Source organism: Ruegeria sp. P10, from assembly GCF_056534925.1.
In genome coordinates, this window is the sequence record NZ_JBQERJ010000007.1 from 206268 (window position 1) to 222972 (window position 16705).

The following is a 16705-nucleotide window of genomic DNA, read 5'->3' on the forward strand; positions in this document are numbered from 1 at the left end:
TAACAGTGCTTTTGTTCATTCTGTTCAGGGCAACGCAATCACGGCCCCATCCGTTGGCACTTTGGTGAACTGCCTGTATGAAATGACCCGTGTTGCCCAGTACCAAGACCAATTCGCCACGACCCATGAGATGATCGCCTCGTTCGAGATCAATTTCCTCGCTGCATCCACCTCTCTTTTCATATCTCAAGAAAGGTAAACCTGATGGCTAACCCTCTGTATGAAGGCCTGTTCGGCATCCACGCCGGCAAAGGCACACCTTTTTTGCAGTTGCTGGACGGGACAACGATCTCCCACCAGGATTTCCTCGGCAAAGCGGCGCAGATTGCGCATGTGGCCACGCATCTGGGCCTGAATCCCGGTGACCGCGTTGCGGCGCAGGTTGAAAAAACCCCCGAGGCGCTGGCGCTTTATGCTGCCTGCGCCCAGGCCGGTCTGGTGTTCCTGCCGCTGAATACCGCCTACACGGTCGATGAATTGACCTATTTCATCGAAAACAGCGGGGCCTCGCTGATTATCTGCGACACCGAAAGAGAAGGAAAACTCACCCCTGTCGGCGCGCAGCTGGGCGCCCGGGTTGAGACGCTGAACGCGGATGGCACCGGGTCTCTGACAGATTTGGCCGCGACCATGCCGACACGTTTCGAAACCGTCGCCCGCGATGGCGAGGATCTGGCAGCGTTCCTTTACACGTCGGGAACCACAGGCCGGTCCAAGGGCGCCATGCTGACCCAGAACAATCTGCTGTCGAACGCACGGACACTGGTCAAGGAATGGCGCTTCACCTCGCAGGATGTGCTGCTGCATGCCCTGCCGATCTTTCACACGCACGGGCTGTTCGTCGCGACCAATATCATGCTGGCCGCAGGTGGATGCATGATCTGGCTGCCGAAATTCGATCTGGACCAGATCATCGACAAATTGCCCAGTGCCACGTCGATGATGGGCGTCCCAACCTTCTATACGCGCCTGTTGGACGACCCGCGTTTTACCAGGGAACTGGCCACCCATATGCGCCTTTTCGTTTCCGGATCGGCACCGCTGCGGGCGGAAACCCATGTGCAGTTCGAAGAACGAACGGGTCATCGCATCCTTGAACGCTATGGCATGACTGAAACCAACATGAACACGTCAAACCCATATGACGGCGAGCGGCGCGCCGGAACGGTCGGGCACCCGCTGCCCGGGGTCGAACTGAAGATCAGTGATTCAGACGGCAATACCCTGCCTGCGGGCGAGATCGGCATAATTGAAGTGCGCGGGCCCAACGTCTTCAAAGGGTATTGGCAGATGCCCGAAAAAACCGCTGCCGAACTGCGCGACAACGGCTTTTTTATCACCGGTGATCTGGGCCGCATCGACGAGGATGGGTACGTCCATATCGTCGGTCGCAACAAGGATCTGATCATTTCGGGCGGATACAACATTTATCCAAAAGAGATCGAGATGGTTCTCGATGATCAACCCGGTGTTCTGGAAAGCGCCGTGATCGGCGTGCCACATCCCGATTTCGGTGAAACGGTTGTTGGTGTCATCGTGGCAGAGCCCGGCCAGACCCCTGATCCGGAGGCGATATCGGGCGCGGTCCGCGAAGGTCTGGCCCGGTTCAAGCATCCGCGCAAGCTGATCGTTCTGGATGAACTGCCCCGCAACACGATGGGCAAGGTTCAAAAGAACATTCTGCGTGACCGATACAAAGATCTCTTCATGACCGTGTGAGCGAGCCTCGGCAAAGCGGGGATCAGCGGATGCACCCCCTGAAAAGAAAATCAGGCGAGGGTGTCCCCGCCTGATTTATTACATGATTCAGGCAACCAAATCGAACCGGTCGTTGTTCATGATCTTGGTCCATGCCGCCACAAAGTCGCGCACGAACTTCTCGGCATTGTCGTCCTGGGCGTAGACCTCAGCATAGCTGCGCAGGATCGAGTTCGAACCGAAGACCAGATCTGCGCTGGTTGCGGTGAACTTGACCTCACCCGAGGCGCGGTCGCGCAGTTCAAAGGTGCCTCCGTCAACCGGATGCCAGCTCAGCGACATATCCGTCAGGTTGACGAAAAAGTCGTTTGTCAGTTGGCCCAACCGGTCGGTGAAGACGCCATGCGGCGATCCGCCATGGTTGGCACCCAGCACACGCAGACCACCGACCAGAACGGTCATCTCGGCCGCGGTCAGACCCAGCAGTTGCGCACGATCCAGCATCATCGCCTCTGGCGAGACCGCGTATTCCTTCAGCTGCCAGTTGCGGAACCCGTCCGCCAGCGGCTCAAGTACCGAGAAGCTGTCCACATCGGTCTGCTCGATCGACGCGTCGCCGCGACCGGCCGAGAACGGAACCGCCACGTCAAAGCCTGCGGCCTTGATCGCCCGCTCAAGCCCGACATTGCCCGCCAGAACGATCACGTCGGCAACCGAGGCGCCGGTTTCCGCCGCGATCGGCTCCAGCACACCCAGCACTTTCGCCAGACGTTCGGGTTCGTTGCCCGCCCAGTCCTTTTGCGGCGCCAGTCGGATGCGCGCCCCATTTGCGCCGCCACGCTTGTCCGAACCGCGGAAGGTTCGGGCACTGTCCCAGGCGGTGGTGATCATCTCGGCGATGGTCAGACCGCTGTCTGCGATCTTGGCCTTGACGGCATCTATGTCGTAATCAGTCGAACCAGCCGGGATCGGATCCTGCCAGATCAGATCTTCTGACGGCACGTCCGGGCCATAATAGTTGACGCGCGGACCCATGTCGCGGTGAGTCAACTTGAACCAGGCACGTGCAAATGTATCGGCAAAATAGTCCGGATCCGCCATGAATTTCTGACAAATCGCGTTGTAGGTCGGGTCGACCTTCATCGCCATATCCGCATCGGTCATCATCGGCATGCGACGAACAGTGGGGTCGGTCGGGTCGACCGGCTTTTCGTCTTCGGGCATGTCGACCGGCTGCCACTGATGGGCACCTGCGGGTGATTTTCCCAGTTCCCACTCGTAACCGAACAGGTAGTCGAAATAGCCCATGTCAAATTTCAACGGCTCTTTCGTCCACGCCCCTTCGATCCCCGAGGTAAAGGCGTTGGCCGCTTTACCGTTCTGATCAGGGTTTTCCCATCCCATACCCTGGCTGGACACGGGGCAGGCTTCGGGCTCGGCGCCGATATTGTCACCGGGCATCGCACCATGGGCTTTGCCGACGGTATGACCCCCGCAGGTCAATGCTGCGGTCTCTTCGTCATTCATCGCCATACGCGCAAAGGTTTCACGGATATGCAGCGCGGTTTTGGCCGGATCCGGATTGCCGTTCACGCCTTCGGGGTTCACATAGATCAGGCCCATATGCACCGCACCCAGAGGGTTTTCCAGCGTGCCGGGGGTTTCCAGATCGCCATAGCGATTCTCGGACGGGGCCAGCCACTGGTTTTCAGAACCCCAGTAAACATCTTTCTCGGGGCCCCAGATGTCTTCGCGACCAAAACCGAAACCAAAGGTCTTCAATCCCATGGACTCATAGGCCACCGTGCCCGACAGAACGATCAGATCGGCCCAGGACAGCGCGTTGCCGTATTTCTTTTTCACCGGCCACAGCAGACGGCGGGCTTTGTCCAGGCTTGCATTGTCCGGCCATGAATTCAGCGGCGCGAACCGGATGTTGCCCGAACCGGCGCCACCTCGACCATCCCCCAGACGGTAAGACCCGGCCGAGTGCCACGCCAGACGGATCATCAGCCCGCCATAGTGACCCCAGTCAGCCGGCCACCAGTCCTGGCTGTCGGTCAGCAACGCCTCGACATCGGCACGAACTGCCTTGAAGTCCAGCCCCTTGACCGCTTCTCGGTGATTGTAATCCGCATCCATCGGGTTGGTGCGCGTGTCGTGCTGGCTCAGAATGTCCAGGTTCAGCGCATCCGGCCACCACTTGGTGACGGAATTGCCCGTTCCAGTATTGCCGCCATGCATGACGGGGCAGCCGCCGGATTGATGATTGTGGGGGGTACCGTCCATTGTAAATCTCCTGAGTATTTACCTAGGGGTTCAGATATCTTGACTCGTACCGCACAGCTTCGATAATTGGAAATTTGTAATTACTATCGTTGCGATTAGTTTTTCATATGAAAACACTGACCCTCAAACACCTGCGCTATTTCGAGGCGCTCGCCACGCATGGCCACTTTGGCAAAGCGGCTGCGGCCAGTGCGATATCGCAGCCCGCGCTTTCCATACAAATCAAAGAGCTGGAGGCAATCATGGGTGGGCCGCTGGTCGAACGCGCGGCCCGGCAAACCCGCCTGACAGCACTTGGCGAAGACGTGCTGAAACATGGCCGCGAAATCCTGACCCGGGTCGAGGATTTGGGGAAATTGGTGCAATCTCCCTCAGGCGCCCTGTCCGGCCGCATCAGAATCGGGGTCATTCCCACGGTCGCGCCCTATCTGCTGCCCTCGATCATCAAAGCTCTGTCGCAGCGTTTCCCACAACTGACCATCGAACCCAAGGAAACGATAACCAAGACGTTGATCGGCGAAATTCTGGATTCCAAACTGGATTTCGGTGTCGTTGCCCTGCCCGTCTCGGAACCCAAACTCCGAGAGTTCTCGCTGTTCAACGAAGATTTTCTGCTGGTTCGCCCGGCGCAGGATGCCAACCTGCCAATGCCAAGTTCCTCGCAGCTCAGAACCATGCGCCTGCTGTTGCTGGAAGAAGGGCATTGCTTCAGGGATCAGGCCCTGTCCTTCTGTTCGATCCGCAACATCGAACCGCAGCACATCATGGAGGGCAGTTCGCTTTCCACACTGGTTCAGATGGTCGGCGCCGGCATCGGTGTGACCCTGATACCGGAAATGGCGGTCGGGCTGGAAACCCGATCCGCGGATGTGTCCATTGCCCGGTTTCAGGACACGCCGCCGACACGGACGATTGGTCTGATCTGGCGAAAGACCAACCCGCTCAGCGAAAACTTGTTGAAGATCGGTGCGATCATCCGCAAAACAGCCGAAGAAAACACGTGGGGCGTGAAACCGCCACAGCCTGAAATAACAGGCTGACCCGCCCGAAACGATGTTCCTCGGCACGAAGGCCAGACCCGGCGCAACCCGTCAGTCGTCACCTTTGTAATAGCCGATCACATCATTCTCGGTCGTTGCACCCAACCCGTTCAGCAACCGGTTTGAATAGTTGAAATAGGCGCAGACCTGATTGACCTCCAGGATCTCGCCATCCTCACAGCCTGCAATCTTGAGCGCTTCGAAGTCGGACTTGACCATTTTGCCAACATCCGTCGTCAGCTTGGCGGCATAGCGCAGCAGCGCCAGTTCCTTGCCCTCGAATTCATCCTCGGGCCGATGCGCCTTGAGCGCGACGAAAATCCGGTCGCTGCGCGGCTGGTCCTTCAGCAGGTTGCGCACGTTCATGAAGTGATGGGTCAGTGAATAGGTGCAATCGTTCAGGATCGAGGTATAGCTGGCGACAACCTCGAGAAACCAGAATGGCAACCGGTTGTCATCGGAATGCAGGACCGAACGGTACAGCGTCACATGCCCGTTCATCGTTTCGGGCCGCAATGAATGCACACGCATAACCGTGTCCACGGTGCCATGAGGGGTGCGGGCCTTGTCCAGCAGCTCTTTCAGGCGGCCGTTGGCCTTGTCGTCCGAGATCATCTCGATCCAAGCGCTCATTGCTGTGTCTCCTGTCCTGTTCGGGCTCAGCTTATGTACAAAGCCCACAGGCATGTCAGTTAATTTTTTTCTTAAGGTGAAATTTTTCTGGATCACAGAAACGTGAAAGATGTAAAATATCAGCGCGAGGGATTTGTTGAGGATCGACGCGAATGCACAGTCCAGAGCTTATGGCGGGTGCCGAAAACCTGTTGTTCAGATGCGGTGGCCTGACGGCGGGCGACCAGTTGCTTGTGGTCTGCGAAGATGCCGCCAACGGGTATTACGATGCCGAGATCACCGAGGCTATCGTGGACTGCGCCCGGGAAAACCGGATCAAGACCGCAGTTCGAACCCTTGCATTTGATCCCATGGGTTCATCGCTGCCAGCGGATCTGAAAACGGCGATGGAAACGGCGGATCGCACCTTGTTTCTGTCCCGCACCGGCGATCAGATTCGTTTCGACGCGGGAATGAGGGACGTTCGACCCATCATGTCATATGCGCTGGACGCCGGAATGCTGGCCTCGGGTTTTGGGCGCGCCAACTACACCGGGTTCGTTGAACTGAAAAACGCGGTCAACCGGCTGCTGGCCAGTGCCGGGCACATCCACGTAACCTGTCCATTGGGCACCGACTTCGCTGGCCCCGGCGCCGCCTTCCCCCCAGCAGGTGCCGCGGATGTCAGCGTGGCGCGTTTTCCGATGTCGGTCTTTGCCCCGGTTCCCGTGCAGGGGTTTTCCGGAGTGCTGGTTCAGGACGGGTTTCTGGTCGGCACCGGTTCGAAATTCTACGAACCATACGGCTGTGATCTGCGCGAACCGCTGACCATACGGTTCGAAAACAACCGTCTGACCGGCTTTGAGGGCCATCCCATGGATGTGCATTGCGCACAGATGCATTACGAAAAAGTCGGCAAGATGTTCGACCTTGACCCCCTGACCATGCATTCTTGGCACGCAGGCATCCACCCGGGCTGCGCCTACACGACCCCGGCCCGAAGCAATTTTGAACGTTGGAGCGGGTCGGCCTTTGGCAATCCGCGTCTGCTGCACTTTCACACATGCGGGCATTACGCGCCGGGTGAGATTTCGCTGAACGTTCTGGACCCGACGATCCGGGTGGATGGCGTTGCGATCTGGGATGCCGGTGTTCTCCGGGCCGATCTGTTGCCCGGTGGGGCTGAAATTCTCGACCGGTATCCCTGCATCAAAGCGGTGTTCGACGCCCCGGCCCGACACGTGGGCCAGGGCGCGAACGGGCGCTTGTCGGCCTGATGATCAGCCGGCCTGCTGCGCGATCAGCTTTGCAACCCGTGCGCGAAACCGCATCGCGCCTGCGTCCAGCCCGAGGTTGATATAGCCGGTCTTGCGCCGCGCCATGCCGGTTTGAACGTGTTCCAGAACCTCTTTGTCCTCGTTGAAAGCCATGACCGCGCCTTCGAACATGCGCTGCGACATGGCTGTGTCATCCGCGTGCATGTTGCGGTGCTGGAACCAGAAATACCGCGATGTTTCCGCATCGACCGGTGTGATGAAGTTGTACGAAATATTGACAAAGGCATTGGGCGACATCGGCCGGTCCGCCCCTCCTTCTCCGGCCGGAGTGTAAATGGACATGTTGATCGCAGTGGACGGCAGACGGCATTCGTAATGCTGCTTGCGGTCGCAACTTGGCCCGAACGGCAGTATCGGCGCATAGTAGGGCGGCGCGGGTTCATCCGCGATCCAGCGCGAAACAATGACGCCGCTTTCGGTTTCTTCAAGATCCAGCGGGCGGTTGTCGGTTCCCGCCCCGGCAAACGAGGTCAGATGCACCCAGGCCACATGGCTTGGATCCAGAAGGTTATCGATAATGTAAAGGTAGTGGCACGCCATCTCCATCGCACCGGTCCGGGTCTTGCCCCAAGACGGGCTGTCGAAATTAGGGATGTCGATGATATCGTCTGTGCTGGCTTTGTCCGAATCCCCCATCCAGAGCCAAAGAAATCCCCAGCGGTCTTCGGCCGGGTATGCATGCACGGCGGCGCGGCGCGGAGGATTGTCCAGCTGTGTCGGGGCGCTGACACATTCACCGCCGCAGCCGAATGTCAGACCGTGATAGCCGCAAACCACATGATCCCCTTCGATGGTGCCCCGAGACAGCGGCAGCTTTCTATGCGGGCAAGCATCCTCCAACGCGATCGCTTTGCCCGCTGTGTCACGATAGATTACGATCTCATCGCCCAGCATTCGCACGGCGCTCAGGCTGCGGCCAAAATCCTCGGACCGTCCGGCGACGTACCAGCTGTTGCGAATAAACCCCTCTGCTCCGGCCAGATCAGGACGCATGTTTCTTACTCCGAAAACTCATCAAAAGCCTTGAGCGCCTTGGCGCTGTAGGCATAGGACGGCCCCCCGCCCATATAGGTGGCCATGGCCAACGCCTCGCACATTTCTTCGCGGGTGGCGCCCAGCCGAACCAGCGAACGCACGTGGAATCCGATGCAGCTGTCGCAGCGGGTCGCGATCGCAATGCCGAGCGCCATGAACTCTTTGGTTTTCTCGCTCAGCGCCCCGTCAGTCTTGGCCGCCTTGCCCATGATGCCAAAGCCGCGCACGGTTTCCGGCACTTCTTTCGAGAAGGTTCCGATATTGGCCTCGGTCTCGGCCATGAAATCTTTCCAGTTCATTTCTTCACTCCTTATCCGCGCTCGTCCGCGCCCATGCGACGCTCCAGCCAGCGCACCCCGGCTGAGATGATCAAAACCAGGATCAGGTATTCAAAAATCAGCAGGGTATAGATTTCCAGCGGGCGGTATTCCGTCACCACCAGTTCATTCGCACGGCGGGTCAGTTCCTGCATCCCGATGACGCTGGCAAAGGCGCTCATCTTGACGATGTAGATGAACTGGTTTGCCAAAGGCGGCAGAATGCGCCGGATCGCCTGCGGCAGGATCACATAGCGCATGGTCTGCACATAGTTCAGCCCGATGGTCTGCGCCGCCTCGCGTTGTCCACGCGCAATGGATTGAATACCTGCGCGATAGATCTCGGCCGTAAAGGCGCTGTCTGAAATCGCCAGCGTTATGATTGCCCCCCAAAAGGGATCGATGGGGATGTTCAGACCCATCGACTGAAACACGATGGGCAAGCCGTAAAACACCCAGAACAGCATCGGCAACAGGGGAATGGCGCGGATGAACTCCACGTAAACCCGGTTCACAACCCGCCAGCCACGTTTTTCGGACAATCCCGGCAGGGCGACCAGCAATCCGATGACGATCGACAGAACGGCGGCGATCAGGGAAATCTGGATCGTCGCGCCCATCCCCGAGATCAGGAATTTCACATTGGTCCACCCCGAGGCCGTGGTCGGATCGATAACGTACCAGCCCCAGGTCTGTGACGACGAACAGCCTGCCAGCAGAAGCAGAGGCAATATGAGAAGAAGTTTTTTCATCGGCCGCTCTCAGTGTTGCAGGATCTGGGACAGGAATTTGCGACACCGATCGGACTGAGGATTGGTGAAGAAATGTTCGGGGTTGCCTTCTTCGACGATTTCACCGGCATCCATGAAGATCATCTTGTCGGCCACCTTTCGGGCAAACCCCATCTCATGCGTGACAACCACCATGGTCATCCCCTCATTGGCCAACTCGACCATCACGTCCAACACTTCCGAGATCATCTCGGGGTCCAGTGCCGAGGTCGGCTCGTCAAACAGCAGAACACGCGGCTCCATGCACAGCGACCGGGCGATGGCGACGCGTTGCTGCTGACCACCCGACAACTGAATGGGCTTTTTGTCGGCCTGATCGGGAATGTGCACCCGGTCCAGATAGTGACGTGCTTTTTCCTCTGCCTCTTTGCGGCCGAGACCGCGCGCCTTGATCGGGCCCAAAGTCAGGTTTTCCAAAACGGTCAGATGCGGGAACAGGTTGAACTGCTGGAACACCATTCCAACCTCGGACCGGATCCTGGCCACGGATTTCTCGTCATCCGTCAACTCGATCCCGTCTACGCGGATGGTTCCTTTCTGATGTTTTTCCAACTGGTTGATACATCGCACAACGGTGGATTTTCCTGACCCGGAAGGCCCGCAAATCACCACCTTTTCGCCGCTGTTGACCGTCAGATTGATGTCCTTGAGAACGTGAAACGTGTCGAACCACTTGTTCACGCCCACAAGTTCGATTGCGGCGTCTGGCATAAGATGAACTGCCCCTGTTTTTAGTCCCAGTATAATATTTTCTTGAGGTTATCTTTCCCTTTGGGCTTAAATCAATGAAGAATACGGCCACAAGGTAGAAATGCCACCAACGGGAGAAACCGATGAACACATTTTGGAAAGCTGCGGCAGCCGCTGCGCTTGGACTTGTCTTGTCAGGCGCTGCGCAGGCGCAATCTGCACTGAACGAGGTGCTGGATTCCGGCGTGCTCAAGGTGGGCACCACGGGCGATTGGAATCCCATGTCGCTCCGCGACCCTGCAACCAACAGCTACAAAGGGTACGACATCGACATCATGAACGAGTTGGCCGCCGATCTGGGGGTCGAGGTCGAATATGTCCCCACCGACTGGAAAACACTGGTCAACGGTGTGGTGGCAGGCAAGTATCACCTGACCGGATCGGCATCGATTTCGCCACCGCGCATGAAGGTCGCGGGCTTTTCCGACAGCTATATTTCGGTGGAACTCTTCCCCTATACGACCAAGGACAAGGCCGACCAATTCGACGGTTATGACTCGATCAACCAGCCCGGAGTAAAAGTCGCGACCACCCTGGGCACAACGTTCGAAAAGCGCGTCCGCGAATGGTTCCCGAACGCAGAAATCAAGGTGGTCGAGGCCCCGGCCCGCGGTTTTCAGGAAGTAATCGCAGGACGCGCGGATGTCTTCATTACGTCGAACATCGAAGGTTCGACCCTCGAGGCGAAATTTCCGGTGGTACGCGTGAAGAACGCAGGCCCGCGTTCGCCGTCACCCATCGCGATGATCCTGCCACAGGCCGATCAGGTGTGGATCAACTATGTAAACAACTGGATCGAAGTCAAAAAGGCGCAAGGGTTCTTCGAGGAAAACCGCAAGAAATGGGGTCTCTGACTCTTCTCGGATCACCTTGATTCCCAAACGCCCGGCCCGGTCGCCGGGCGTTTTTCAGTTGTCGCCCGACACGGCCTTGGCAACCACGGTGACAAAGCTGACCGTGTCAGTTTTCAACTCCAACGGCCCATGAGTGGCGTTTGAATCAAAACTCAGACTGTCGCCCGGCCGCATGTGATAAGCGGCTTCACCGCAGCCATAGACCATCTCGCCGGCGGTGACGTGGATGAATTCTACACCCTGATGTTGGTAAAGCGGGCGTTCGTCCAACGTACCTTCCAATGTAACGCTGAAACTCTCGAAACTGACATGTTTCGCTTCCGCCCGACCGATCAGCTTATAACTGTGCCCGAAACCGGTGCCCAACCGTTGCACGGTTACACCTTCACCCGCAGCCACAAATGACACATCCGTGCGTTCAACCGTGCCGGCAAAGAAGTTGATCAACGGAACGCCGATTCCGCCGGCCAGGGCCTCAAGCGTCGCCAGTGAGGCTGACACCTGACCGCGCTCGATCTTGGAAATCATCGCCGTGGACACGCCGGACCGCTGAGACAGTTCGGCCAGAGTCAATCCGGCCAGCGCGCGATGCGTTTTCACTGCGGCCCCGACCAGGTGATCCAGCGGCGGTTTTTCGGCGGAAAGCACAGGTGAATCTTCCATTTGCGAAGCCTATCGACACGTATGAAAAAGGCAAAAGAAATGTCACCGAACCACTCGCACCAGTTCGGCGGCAAACTCTCAGCGTCCGTTCAGGATGTCTCCTGTAAGATCATTCAACTTTGCCAACCCGTTGCGCAGATGATCTTCGAGCAGGGCCGAGCTGAACCGAAAATGGTTCTCGACCCCGAACCGTGACCCCGGAATGACCAGCACATCTTTTTCGCGCAACAGGCGCATGCTGAACGCCTCGGATGCGATCGGTAGATTGAACCGCACGAACGACATGGCCGACGCCTGAGGTGGTACAACGGAAAACACCCCCTGATGCCGCGCCAGTTCTTCCGTCAGAACGTCGAACCCCGTGCGGATCAGACGGCGCGCGCGGGCCTTCAACTTGGACCGTGCCGGTTCGGCAAGCGCCTTGTCCGCCAGCTCCATCGACAACATGGATGCCGCGATCGAGGCATATTCGTGCCGCCGCCAACAGTGCTGAATGATGTCTTCGGGCCCAACCAGCCATCCCAGCCTCAGCCCCGGAAGCCCATAGGCCTTGGACATGGAATTCACCACAAGAACCCTGTCCGTACTTTCCCAGAACGAAGGGGTTTCTGTGTCACCTTCCCGCTCGGTTCCGGCATAAACCTCGTCTGAAACGATCCAGGCGCCAACGCGCTCGGCAGCCGATACGATACGGGCGCGATCCGCTTCGGTCAGAATACGGCCCGTTGGATTGTTCGGGTTCACCACATGGATGATGCGGGTCCTGTCATCGACCGCCCGCTCAAGCGCCTCTGCGTCTATGGCCCACTCTTCGGATTCGATCAGATCTACCCAACGCACTTCGTTGCCTAGATTGGCGGCGTTTCCTGAAATCTGTTCATAGGTCGGTCGGAAACACACAACATTGTCGCCGGGCTCCAACAAGGTGTTGGCCACCAGAGTGTTCGCTTCGGTTGCGCCGACCGTGACCAATACCCCATCTGCCGAGGCCCCCGGATACAAGCCTGCGACGGTGTCGCGCAGGGATTGCTTTCCATTGACTTGCGGATAGTCGATCATCGTCTTCAGCAGAGCGCCGAGATCAATCCCGGCCAGTTCTACCAATCCCTGCAACGACATGGGATGAACGCCGCTTTCCGAGAAATTGAAGACCACCCCGTGTTCCGTCTCGGACAGGAACTGTTCGACCCGAAATGGTTGAAAATTTCGGTTGATCATGATGCATCCTTTGCTGGGCCGTGCTGCGCACCTGACAGCCTCAATCGGCTGCGTTTACATGAACCGTTCTGATACTGGGATCGACGCGGCTATAGGCGGCCAGCAAACGTGCCGTCCACTTCTGTGCAATGTAATCAGCCATGAACCGCGAGGGGGCAACCAAAATGACGCGCCCCCCTGCCCTTTCCGACTCGGACAGATGCTGGAACCAACTTGCCCACAACTCGGGATCGCGCCCGTGAAGGATTGACTGCACCTGCGACCAGACATCCTCGGGCTTGGCTTCGGGGGTGTCGATTTCTGGCCCCTGGGGTTTTGCCGCGAAAGGCACGACATTTGTAACGGGCTCAGAATCCTCGGTCATCCGGGCCTGGAAATCGGAACCTATGATCGGCCAGACCTCCTGTGTATCGATCATGATCTGTTTGAGGTCGATTTCATAGACCGCGACCCGACCCCGTGCAGCAGGCCGTTTGACCGTTACCCAACCTAATGCGCGAAATCTGGCCATTTCGCGCTTTACAGTCCTTTCATTCACTGACCAAAGGCGCGAAATTTCTTCGCGCCCAATCGATACTTCGTTGTTTCGCCAGTTATATCGTGTCGTAATCAATGCGATGATACGAAGTACGCTGCGTTGCCGATGCTTGTCGCCTGACAACGCATATATGGTGAGCGCAGAAAGTATATCGTATTTTAAGGCCGCCGCATTTCGCCCGACCGGTTTAGCCAGCTGCATACCCGTTCTCACCGCTCTGTCTGCCTCAGACGGGTGTGTCCCGCCGTTCTTGCGCTGTTTGCCAACGCTTTTCGTCATCTTGGCCTAATTAGCGTCCAAAGCTTCGATTCTGTCAAGAAGAGTCTGAAACAGGTCAGAAAATTGCGCCAATCCAGATCAAAAAATAAAAGAAATCTGGTGAAGTATTGGTGATGGGGGACATTCTGTATGACCCCTTATTTGCATGTTATGTCCCCCTATATGTCGCCGGTCCTGGAAGAATGCCCCCCTAAATACGGTTGAAGACGTGTTGCGAATCGTCACCCTTCTTCTTCTGGACCGCCGAATCGGCGATGGCCTTGCAGGGCCTTGTTTTCTTACCCGTGGGTAAGATTTGAGTTTCATCATATTTTCTTTTGCGTAAAGCGCAAATCGGGCGTAAATAAGAAACGAACATAAATTTACGTTCCAAACAAAGAGACATGAGGCATGTACACGCACGAAGACCTGAATGCATTGCGCAATCAATCTCTCAAACTCCAGGGGTGGATTCGTCAGCAGACCTTTAGCCCGGAGATGGAGAAGACACTCCGCCGGTTTTCGAGCTGGGAAGTGTCCGAGCTGATCTTCCGGGTCAACCAGTCAACCTTTCGCGGAAAGCTGGCCGCTGATCCGTCTCTGCCCGGAGGCGAGGTTGAGCCCGAGGGGCGGCAGCGCTGGTTCAGCCTGGAAGAGGTGAATGAGTTGCGGCGGCGGCTCAAGGTGAACCGCAAGTCCCTCATGCCGCCGCGTCCCGAGGGCAAGCGGGCTATTCGTGCAGCCGTGGCGAACTTCAAGGGCGGGGCGGGCAAGTCAACGGTGGCATTGCATCTTGCGCATGCCGCCGCGCTTGATGGGTACCGTGTTCTTGTCGTTGACTTCGACCCGCAGGCCACGCTGAGCCATTCAATGGGCCTGACCGATGTCGCCGAGGATTACACTGTCTGGGGGATCATGGCGCGTGACCTGATCCGCGAGACCGAGCGCATGAACAACCGGCCTGCCGCGGCCGAGTCCGGCACTGCCCTGCCCCGCCGTGAATTGCCCCCGGCGATCACCGATATGGGGCTTGGAGATCTGCGGATCAGCGATTTCATCAGACGGACGTCTTGGTCCACCATCGATGCGATCCCTTCCTGCGCGAACGCAGCCTTCGTCGAATTTGCCTCGGCACAGTATCGCCACTTGAACCCTGAATGGTCTTTCTTTGCCGCAGTGTCCCGGTATCTGGATCAAATTCCCGACGACGCCTATGACCTGATCCTGTTCGATTGCCCGCCGGCCATTGGGTATCAGTCCATGAACGCGGTGTTCGCGGCAGACATGTTGTACATCCCGTCCGGACCGGGATACTGGGAATACGACTCGACCACGTCCTTTATAGGTCAGCTGGCAGAAGCTTTGGAGGACCTGGCCTACGGGTTCGACAAAACCTTACCCACGGGTAAGATTGGTCTTCCCAAAACCTTCTGCGAGCTGCGATTCCTGCTTACACGGTACGAGCCCGGAAACGCGTTGCATCTGGCGATGTTCGACGCGTTTCAGAAGGTTTTCGGAGACCACGTCGCCCAGCACCCTGTTGAAATGACCCGCGCGGTCGAACAATCCGGCCGTTTTCTGAGCTCGGTTTACGAGATGGATTACCGAGAGATGACCCGTGAAACCTGGCGTCGGGCCCGCTCGACATTCGACAATGTTTACGAAGAATTCCGGGGAGTGATGCTGTCTGCCTGGGACAAGCTGGAGGATGACGCATGAGCCGCAAGCGCAGAATGTTTGATATCGACCTGCCTGCAATGGATGACATTCCTGTCGGCAAGGTTCCGGACAAGGTTCTTGAAAAGCGGCGGGGCCCGATGGCTGCGGCCATTTCGGAAAATGCCGATGCGCTGCGCGACCAGCAATCGACGGAAGAAACCATTCGCGCAGAAAACGATCGTCTTGCGCATGAACTTGTGCGCCTGCGTTCCGAAGGTCTTGTGACCGAACGCGTAGCACTGGATGACATTCTGTTTGAAAAGCTGACGCGGGATCGCAAACCAGGGCCGGATCCGGAACTGGACGAGCTAAAAGCGTCAATTCAGGAAATTGGATTGTCCAACCCCATCCGACTTGAGCGACGCTCAGATGGACGATTTGAACTGATCCAGGGGATGCGGCGCCTGTCTGCCTATCGGGCGTTATATGAAGAAACGGGCGATGAGTCCTATGCCGGAATTCCAGCGGGAATTTCAGAGGCGGGCGATCTCGACAGCAGCTACCGGCGCATGGTGGATGAGAACCTGATCCGCAAGGATATCTCGTTTGCGGAAATGGGTGCTTTGGCACGCGCGTATGCCGAGGACCCGGCAAATGATTGCCCGGATGTAGACAAGGCGGTGTCCACGCTGTTCAAATCCGCCAGTTACACAAAGCGGAGTTACATTAGGTCATTTGCCAGTTTGCTGATGATGTTGGACAAGGTTCTGAAACATCCGAACGACATTCCGCGCAACGTAGGCGTAGAGCTGAAGCGCAAACTGGATGCAACGCCCGGTTTGGTGCGCCAGGTGAGTGCCGCGGTCATGAGCGAGCCGGACCGTGACGGAGCGCGTGAGGTTGCTATCCTCAGGTCATTTCTGGGCGCGCCGGAAACAAGCGTGGCGAAGAAGGCCCCGGTTGAAAGCGCCGATAAACCACGACGTGCAAAGACCACGTTTCAGGTATCAGGGCGGGCAGGGATCGCCAAGTGTTCGGCATCCAGTGGTCGAATTGAGTTGAGATATGATTTGGACTTTACGCGTGTTGATCGCAGCAAACTTGAGGCGGCAATAGCTGCTTTCATCGATGCTCTTCCCGAGGAAGACGATCTTACCCACGGGTAAGGTTTGGTTTGAGGGTCTGAGAAAAGGCGCCGGTCGAATCCGGCGCCTTTGTCTTGTCGCAAAAGCCAGGGCGTTCTCAGCAGTGGATTCCTGCCATATGTCTTCTTGCCTTGAAGCTGTGACCTGAAACCGGCGGGGCAGGGGCTTGAGGTCGAGGCATGTGGAGTCAGCCATTAACGTTGGTTCTGGAACAGTCGGTTTCGCGGAGTGCTGTCGGGGCCTAACATCACGGCGTCTTGTCCGGGTTCGTACGATCAGGTCACGGTAGGAGCCTCGATTCTGGCTCGAGATTGCAATTTGCAATATGTGACGCGAGAACACGGGTGACATGGCGGCCACTCTGCGCGCAAATCGGTGGGAAATCAATCACGTCTGATAAGGGGTACTTATCGGGTATAAATGTGATTTACGGATACCGTTAAAGTAAAGTTCAAAAAATCCCTATTTTGCGCATAAAGCGGGTAGGGGATTGTTGTCACT

Annotated in this window: 15 protein-coding genes; 6 read left to right on the top strand and 9 right to left on the bottom strand. The window is 57.3% G+C overall.

What is annotated here, in order from left to right; genetic code table 11:
• Positions 1-204 precede the first annotated feature (204 nt).
• Entirely contained in the window at positions 205-1719 is a 1515-nt protein-coding gene (locus ACR0FB_RS13585; protein WP_480620954.1) for a malonate--CoA ligase, read from the top strand.
• An 87-nt stretch (positions 1720-1806) separates the two neighbouring features.
• Here the strand turns inward: ACR0FB_RS13585 and katG are convergent, their stop codons facing one another.
• Positions 1807-3987: a catalase/peroxidase HPI gene (gene katG, locus ACR0FB_RS13590; RefSeq protein ID WP_171724639.1), complete on the bottom strand. Its 2181-nt coding sequence runs from the start codon at positions 3985-3987 to the stop codon at positions 1807-1809.
• A gap of 107 nt (positions 3988-4094) precedes the next feature.
• Here katG and ACR0FB_RS13595 point away from each other — a divergent pair, with 107 nt between their 5' ends.
• On the top strand, positions 4095-5027 hold the full coding sequence (locus ACR0FB_RS13595) for a hydrogen peroxide-inducible genes activator (protein ID WP_480620951.1): 933 nt from the start codon (positions 4095-4097) through the stop codon (positions 5025-5027).
• Between the two features lie 51 nt (positions 5028-5078).
• Here ACR0FB_RS13595 and ACR0FB_RS13600 read toward each other — a convergent pair whose 3' ends face one another.
• Positions 5079-5660 (bottom strand): carboxymuconolactone decarboxylase family protein, encoded by a 582-nt coding sequence (locus ACR0FB_RS13600; protein ID WP_171636574.1) that lies wholly within the window; start codon positions 5658-5660, stop codon positions 5079-5081.
• Positions 5661-5812: 152 nt separating this feature from the next.
• On the opposite strand from ACR0FB_RS13600, the gene ACR0FB_RS13605 reads away from it, so the two are divergent.
• Positions 5813-6916, top strand: a complete 1104-nt coding sequence (locus ACR0FB_RS13605; protein ID WP_480490908.1) for a hypothetical protein — start codon at positions 5813-5815, stop codon at positions 6914-6916.
• Between the two features lie 3 nt (positions 6917-6919).
• On the opposite strand, the gene ACR0FB_RS13610 is transcribed toward ACR0FB_RS13605, so the two are convergent.
• The 4 genes from ACR0FB_RS13610 to ACR0FB_RS13625 are packed head-to-tail and all read right to left on the bottom strand — an operon-like array spanning position 6920 to position 9830.
• Positions 6920-7969 (bottom strand): aromatic ring-hydroxylating dioxygenase subunit alpha, encoded by a 1050-nt coding sequence (locus ACR0FB_RS13610; protein WP_171636578.1) that lies wholly within the window; start codon positions 7967-7969, stop codon positions 6920-6922.
• A gap of 5 nt (positions 7970-7974) precedes the next feature.
• Positions 7975-8310, bottom strand: coding sequence for a carboxymuconolactone decarboxylase family protein (locus ACR0FB_RS13615; protein WP_171636580.1), 336 nt, complete (start codon positions 8308-8310; stop codon positions 7975-7977).
• An 11-nt stretch (positions 8311-8321) separates the two neighbouring features.
• Positions 8322-9080: an amino acid ABC transporter permease gene (locus ACR0FB_RS13620; protein WP_171118222.1), complete on the bottom strand. Its 759-nt coding sequence runs from the start codon at positions 9078-9080 to the stop codon at positions 8322-8324.
• A gap of 9 nt (positions 9081-9089) precedes the next feature.
• Positions 9090-9830, bottom strand: coding sequence for an amino acid ABC transporter ATP-binding protein (locus ACR0FB_RS13625; RefSeq protein ID WP_171614720.1), 741 nt, complete (start codon positions 9828-9830; stop codon positions 9090-9092).
• Between the two features lie 122 nt (positions 9831-9952).
• Here ACR0FB_RS13625 and ACR0FB_RS13630 point away from each other — a divergent pair, with 122 nt between their 5' ends.
• Positions 9953-10723 (top strand): transporter substrate-binding domain-containing protein, encoded by a 771-nt coding sequence (locus ACR0FB_RS13630; protein WP_171636582.1) that lies wholly within the window; start codon positions 9953-9955, stop codon positions 10721-10723.
• Between the two features lie 54 nt (positions 10724-10777).
• Here the strand turns inward: ACR0FB_RS13630 and ACR0FB_RS13635 are convergent, their stop codons facing one another.
• The 3 genes from ACR0FB_RS13635 to ACR0FB_RS13645 all read right to left on the bottom strand — a co-directional run bounded on the left by ACR0FB_RS13635 (position 10778) and on the right by ACR0FB_RS13645 (position 13115).
• Complete coding sequence (locus tag ACR0FB_RS13635; protein WP_480620949.1) at positions 10778-11386, bottom strand: helix-turn-helix domain-containing protein; 609 nt, start codon at positions 11384-11386, stop codon at positions 10778-10780.
• 78 nt (positions 11387-11464) lie between these two features.
• On the bottom strand, positions 11465-12604 hold the full coding sequence (locus ACR0FB_RS13640; protein WP_480620947.1) for an aminotransferase class I/II-fold pyridoxal phosphate-dependent enzyme: 1140 nt from the start codon (positions 12602-12604) through the stop codon (positions 11465-11467).
• Positions 12605-12644: 40 nt separating this feature from the next.
• On the bottom strand, positions 12645-13115 hold the full coding sequence (locus ACR0FB_RS13645; RefSeq protein ID WP_480490900.1) for a DnaA N-terminal domain-containing protein: 471 nt from the start codon (positions 13113-13115) through the stop codon (positions 12645-12647).
• A gap of 696 nt (positions 13116-13811) precedes the next feature.
• Between ACR0FB_RS13645 and ACR0FB_RS13650 the strand changes: the two genes are divergently transcribed.
• A complete protein-coding gene (locus ACR0FB_RS13650; RefSeq protein WP_171118234.1) occupies positions 13812-15119 on the top strand; it encodes an AAA family ATPase in 1308 nt (435 codons plus the stop codon).
• A complete protein-coding gene (locus ACR0FB_RS13655; RefSeq protein WP_171636590.1) occupies positions 15116-16225 on the top strand; it encodes a ParB/RepB/Spo0J family partition protein in 1110 nt (369 codons plus the stop codon). The genes ACR0FB_RS13650 and ACR0FB_RS13655 overlap by 4 nt, the downstream gene beginning before the upstream one ends.
• Positions 16226-16705: the final 480 nt, after the last annotated feature.

Excerpts from the sequence above, each read along its gene's own strand:
- ACR0FB_RS13585 (WP_480620954.1), top strand. The coding sequence starts at position 205 with ATGGCTAACCCTCTGTATGAAGGCCTGTTCGGCATCCACGCCGGCAAA.
- katG (WP_171724639.1), bottom strand. The coding sequence starts at position 3,987 with ATGGACGGTACCCCCCACAATCATCAATCCGGCGGCTGCCCCGTCATG.
- ACR0FB_RS13595 (WP_480620951.1), top strand. The coding sequence starts at position 4,095 with ATGAAAACACTGACCCTCAAACACCTGCGCTATTTCGAGGCGCTCGCC.
- ACR0FB_RS13600 (WP_171636574.1), bottom strand. The coding sequence starts at position 5,660 with ATGAGCGCTTGGATCGAGATGATCTCGGACGACAAGGCCAACGGCCGC.
- ACR0FB_RS13605 (WP_480490908.1), top strand. The coding sequence starts at position 5,813 with ATGCACAGTCCAGAGCTTATGGCGGGTGCCGAAAACCTGTTGTTCAGA.
- ACR0FB_RS13610 (WP_171636578.1), bottom strand. The coding sequence starts at position 7,969 with ATGCGTCCTGATCTGGCCGGAGCAGAGGGGTTTATTCGCAACAGCTGG.
- ACR0FB_RS13615 (WP_171636580.1), bottom strand. The coding sequence starts at position 8,310 with ATGAACTGGAAAGATTTCATGGCCGAGACCGAGGCCAATATCGGAACC.
- ACR0FB_RS13620 (WP_171118222.1), bottom strand. The coding sequence starts at position 9,080 with ATGAAAAAACTTCTTCTCATATTGCCTCTGCTTCTGCTGGCAGGCTGT.
- ACR0FB_RS13625 (WP_171614720.1), bottom strand. The coding sequence starts at position 9,830 with ATGCCAGACGCCGCAATCGAACTTGTGGGCGTGAACAAGTGGTTCGAC.
- ACR0FB_RS13630 (WP_171636582.1), top strand. The coding sequence starts at position 9,953 with ATGAACACATTTTGGAAAGCTGCGGCAGCCGCTGCGCTTGGACTTGTC.
- ACR0FB_RS13635 (WP_480620949.1), bottom strand. The coding sequence starts at position 11,386 with ATGGAAGATTCACCTGTGCTTTCCGCCGAAAAACCGCCGCTGGATCAC.
- ACR0FB_RS13640 (WP_480620947.1), bottom strand. The coding sequence starts at position 12,604 with ATGATCAACCGAAATTTTCAACCATTTCGGGTCGAACAGTTCCTGTCC.
- ACR0FB_RS13645 (WP_480490900.1), bottom strand. The coding sequence starts at position 13,115 with ATGGCCAGATTTCGCGCATTAGGTTGGGTAACGGTCAAACGGCCTGCT.
- ACR0FB_RS13650 (WP_171118234.1), top strand. The coding sequence starts at position 13,812 with ATGTACACGCACGAAGACCTGAATGCATTGCGCAATCAATCTCTCAAA.
- ACR0FB_RS13655 (WP_171636590.1), top strand. The coding sequence starts at position 15,116 with ATGAGCCGCAAGCGCAGAATGTTTGATATCGACCTGCCTGCAATGGAT.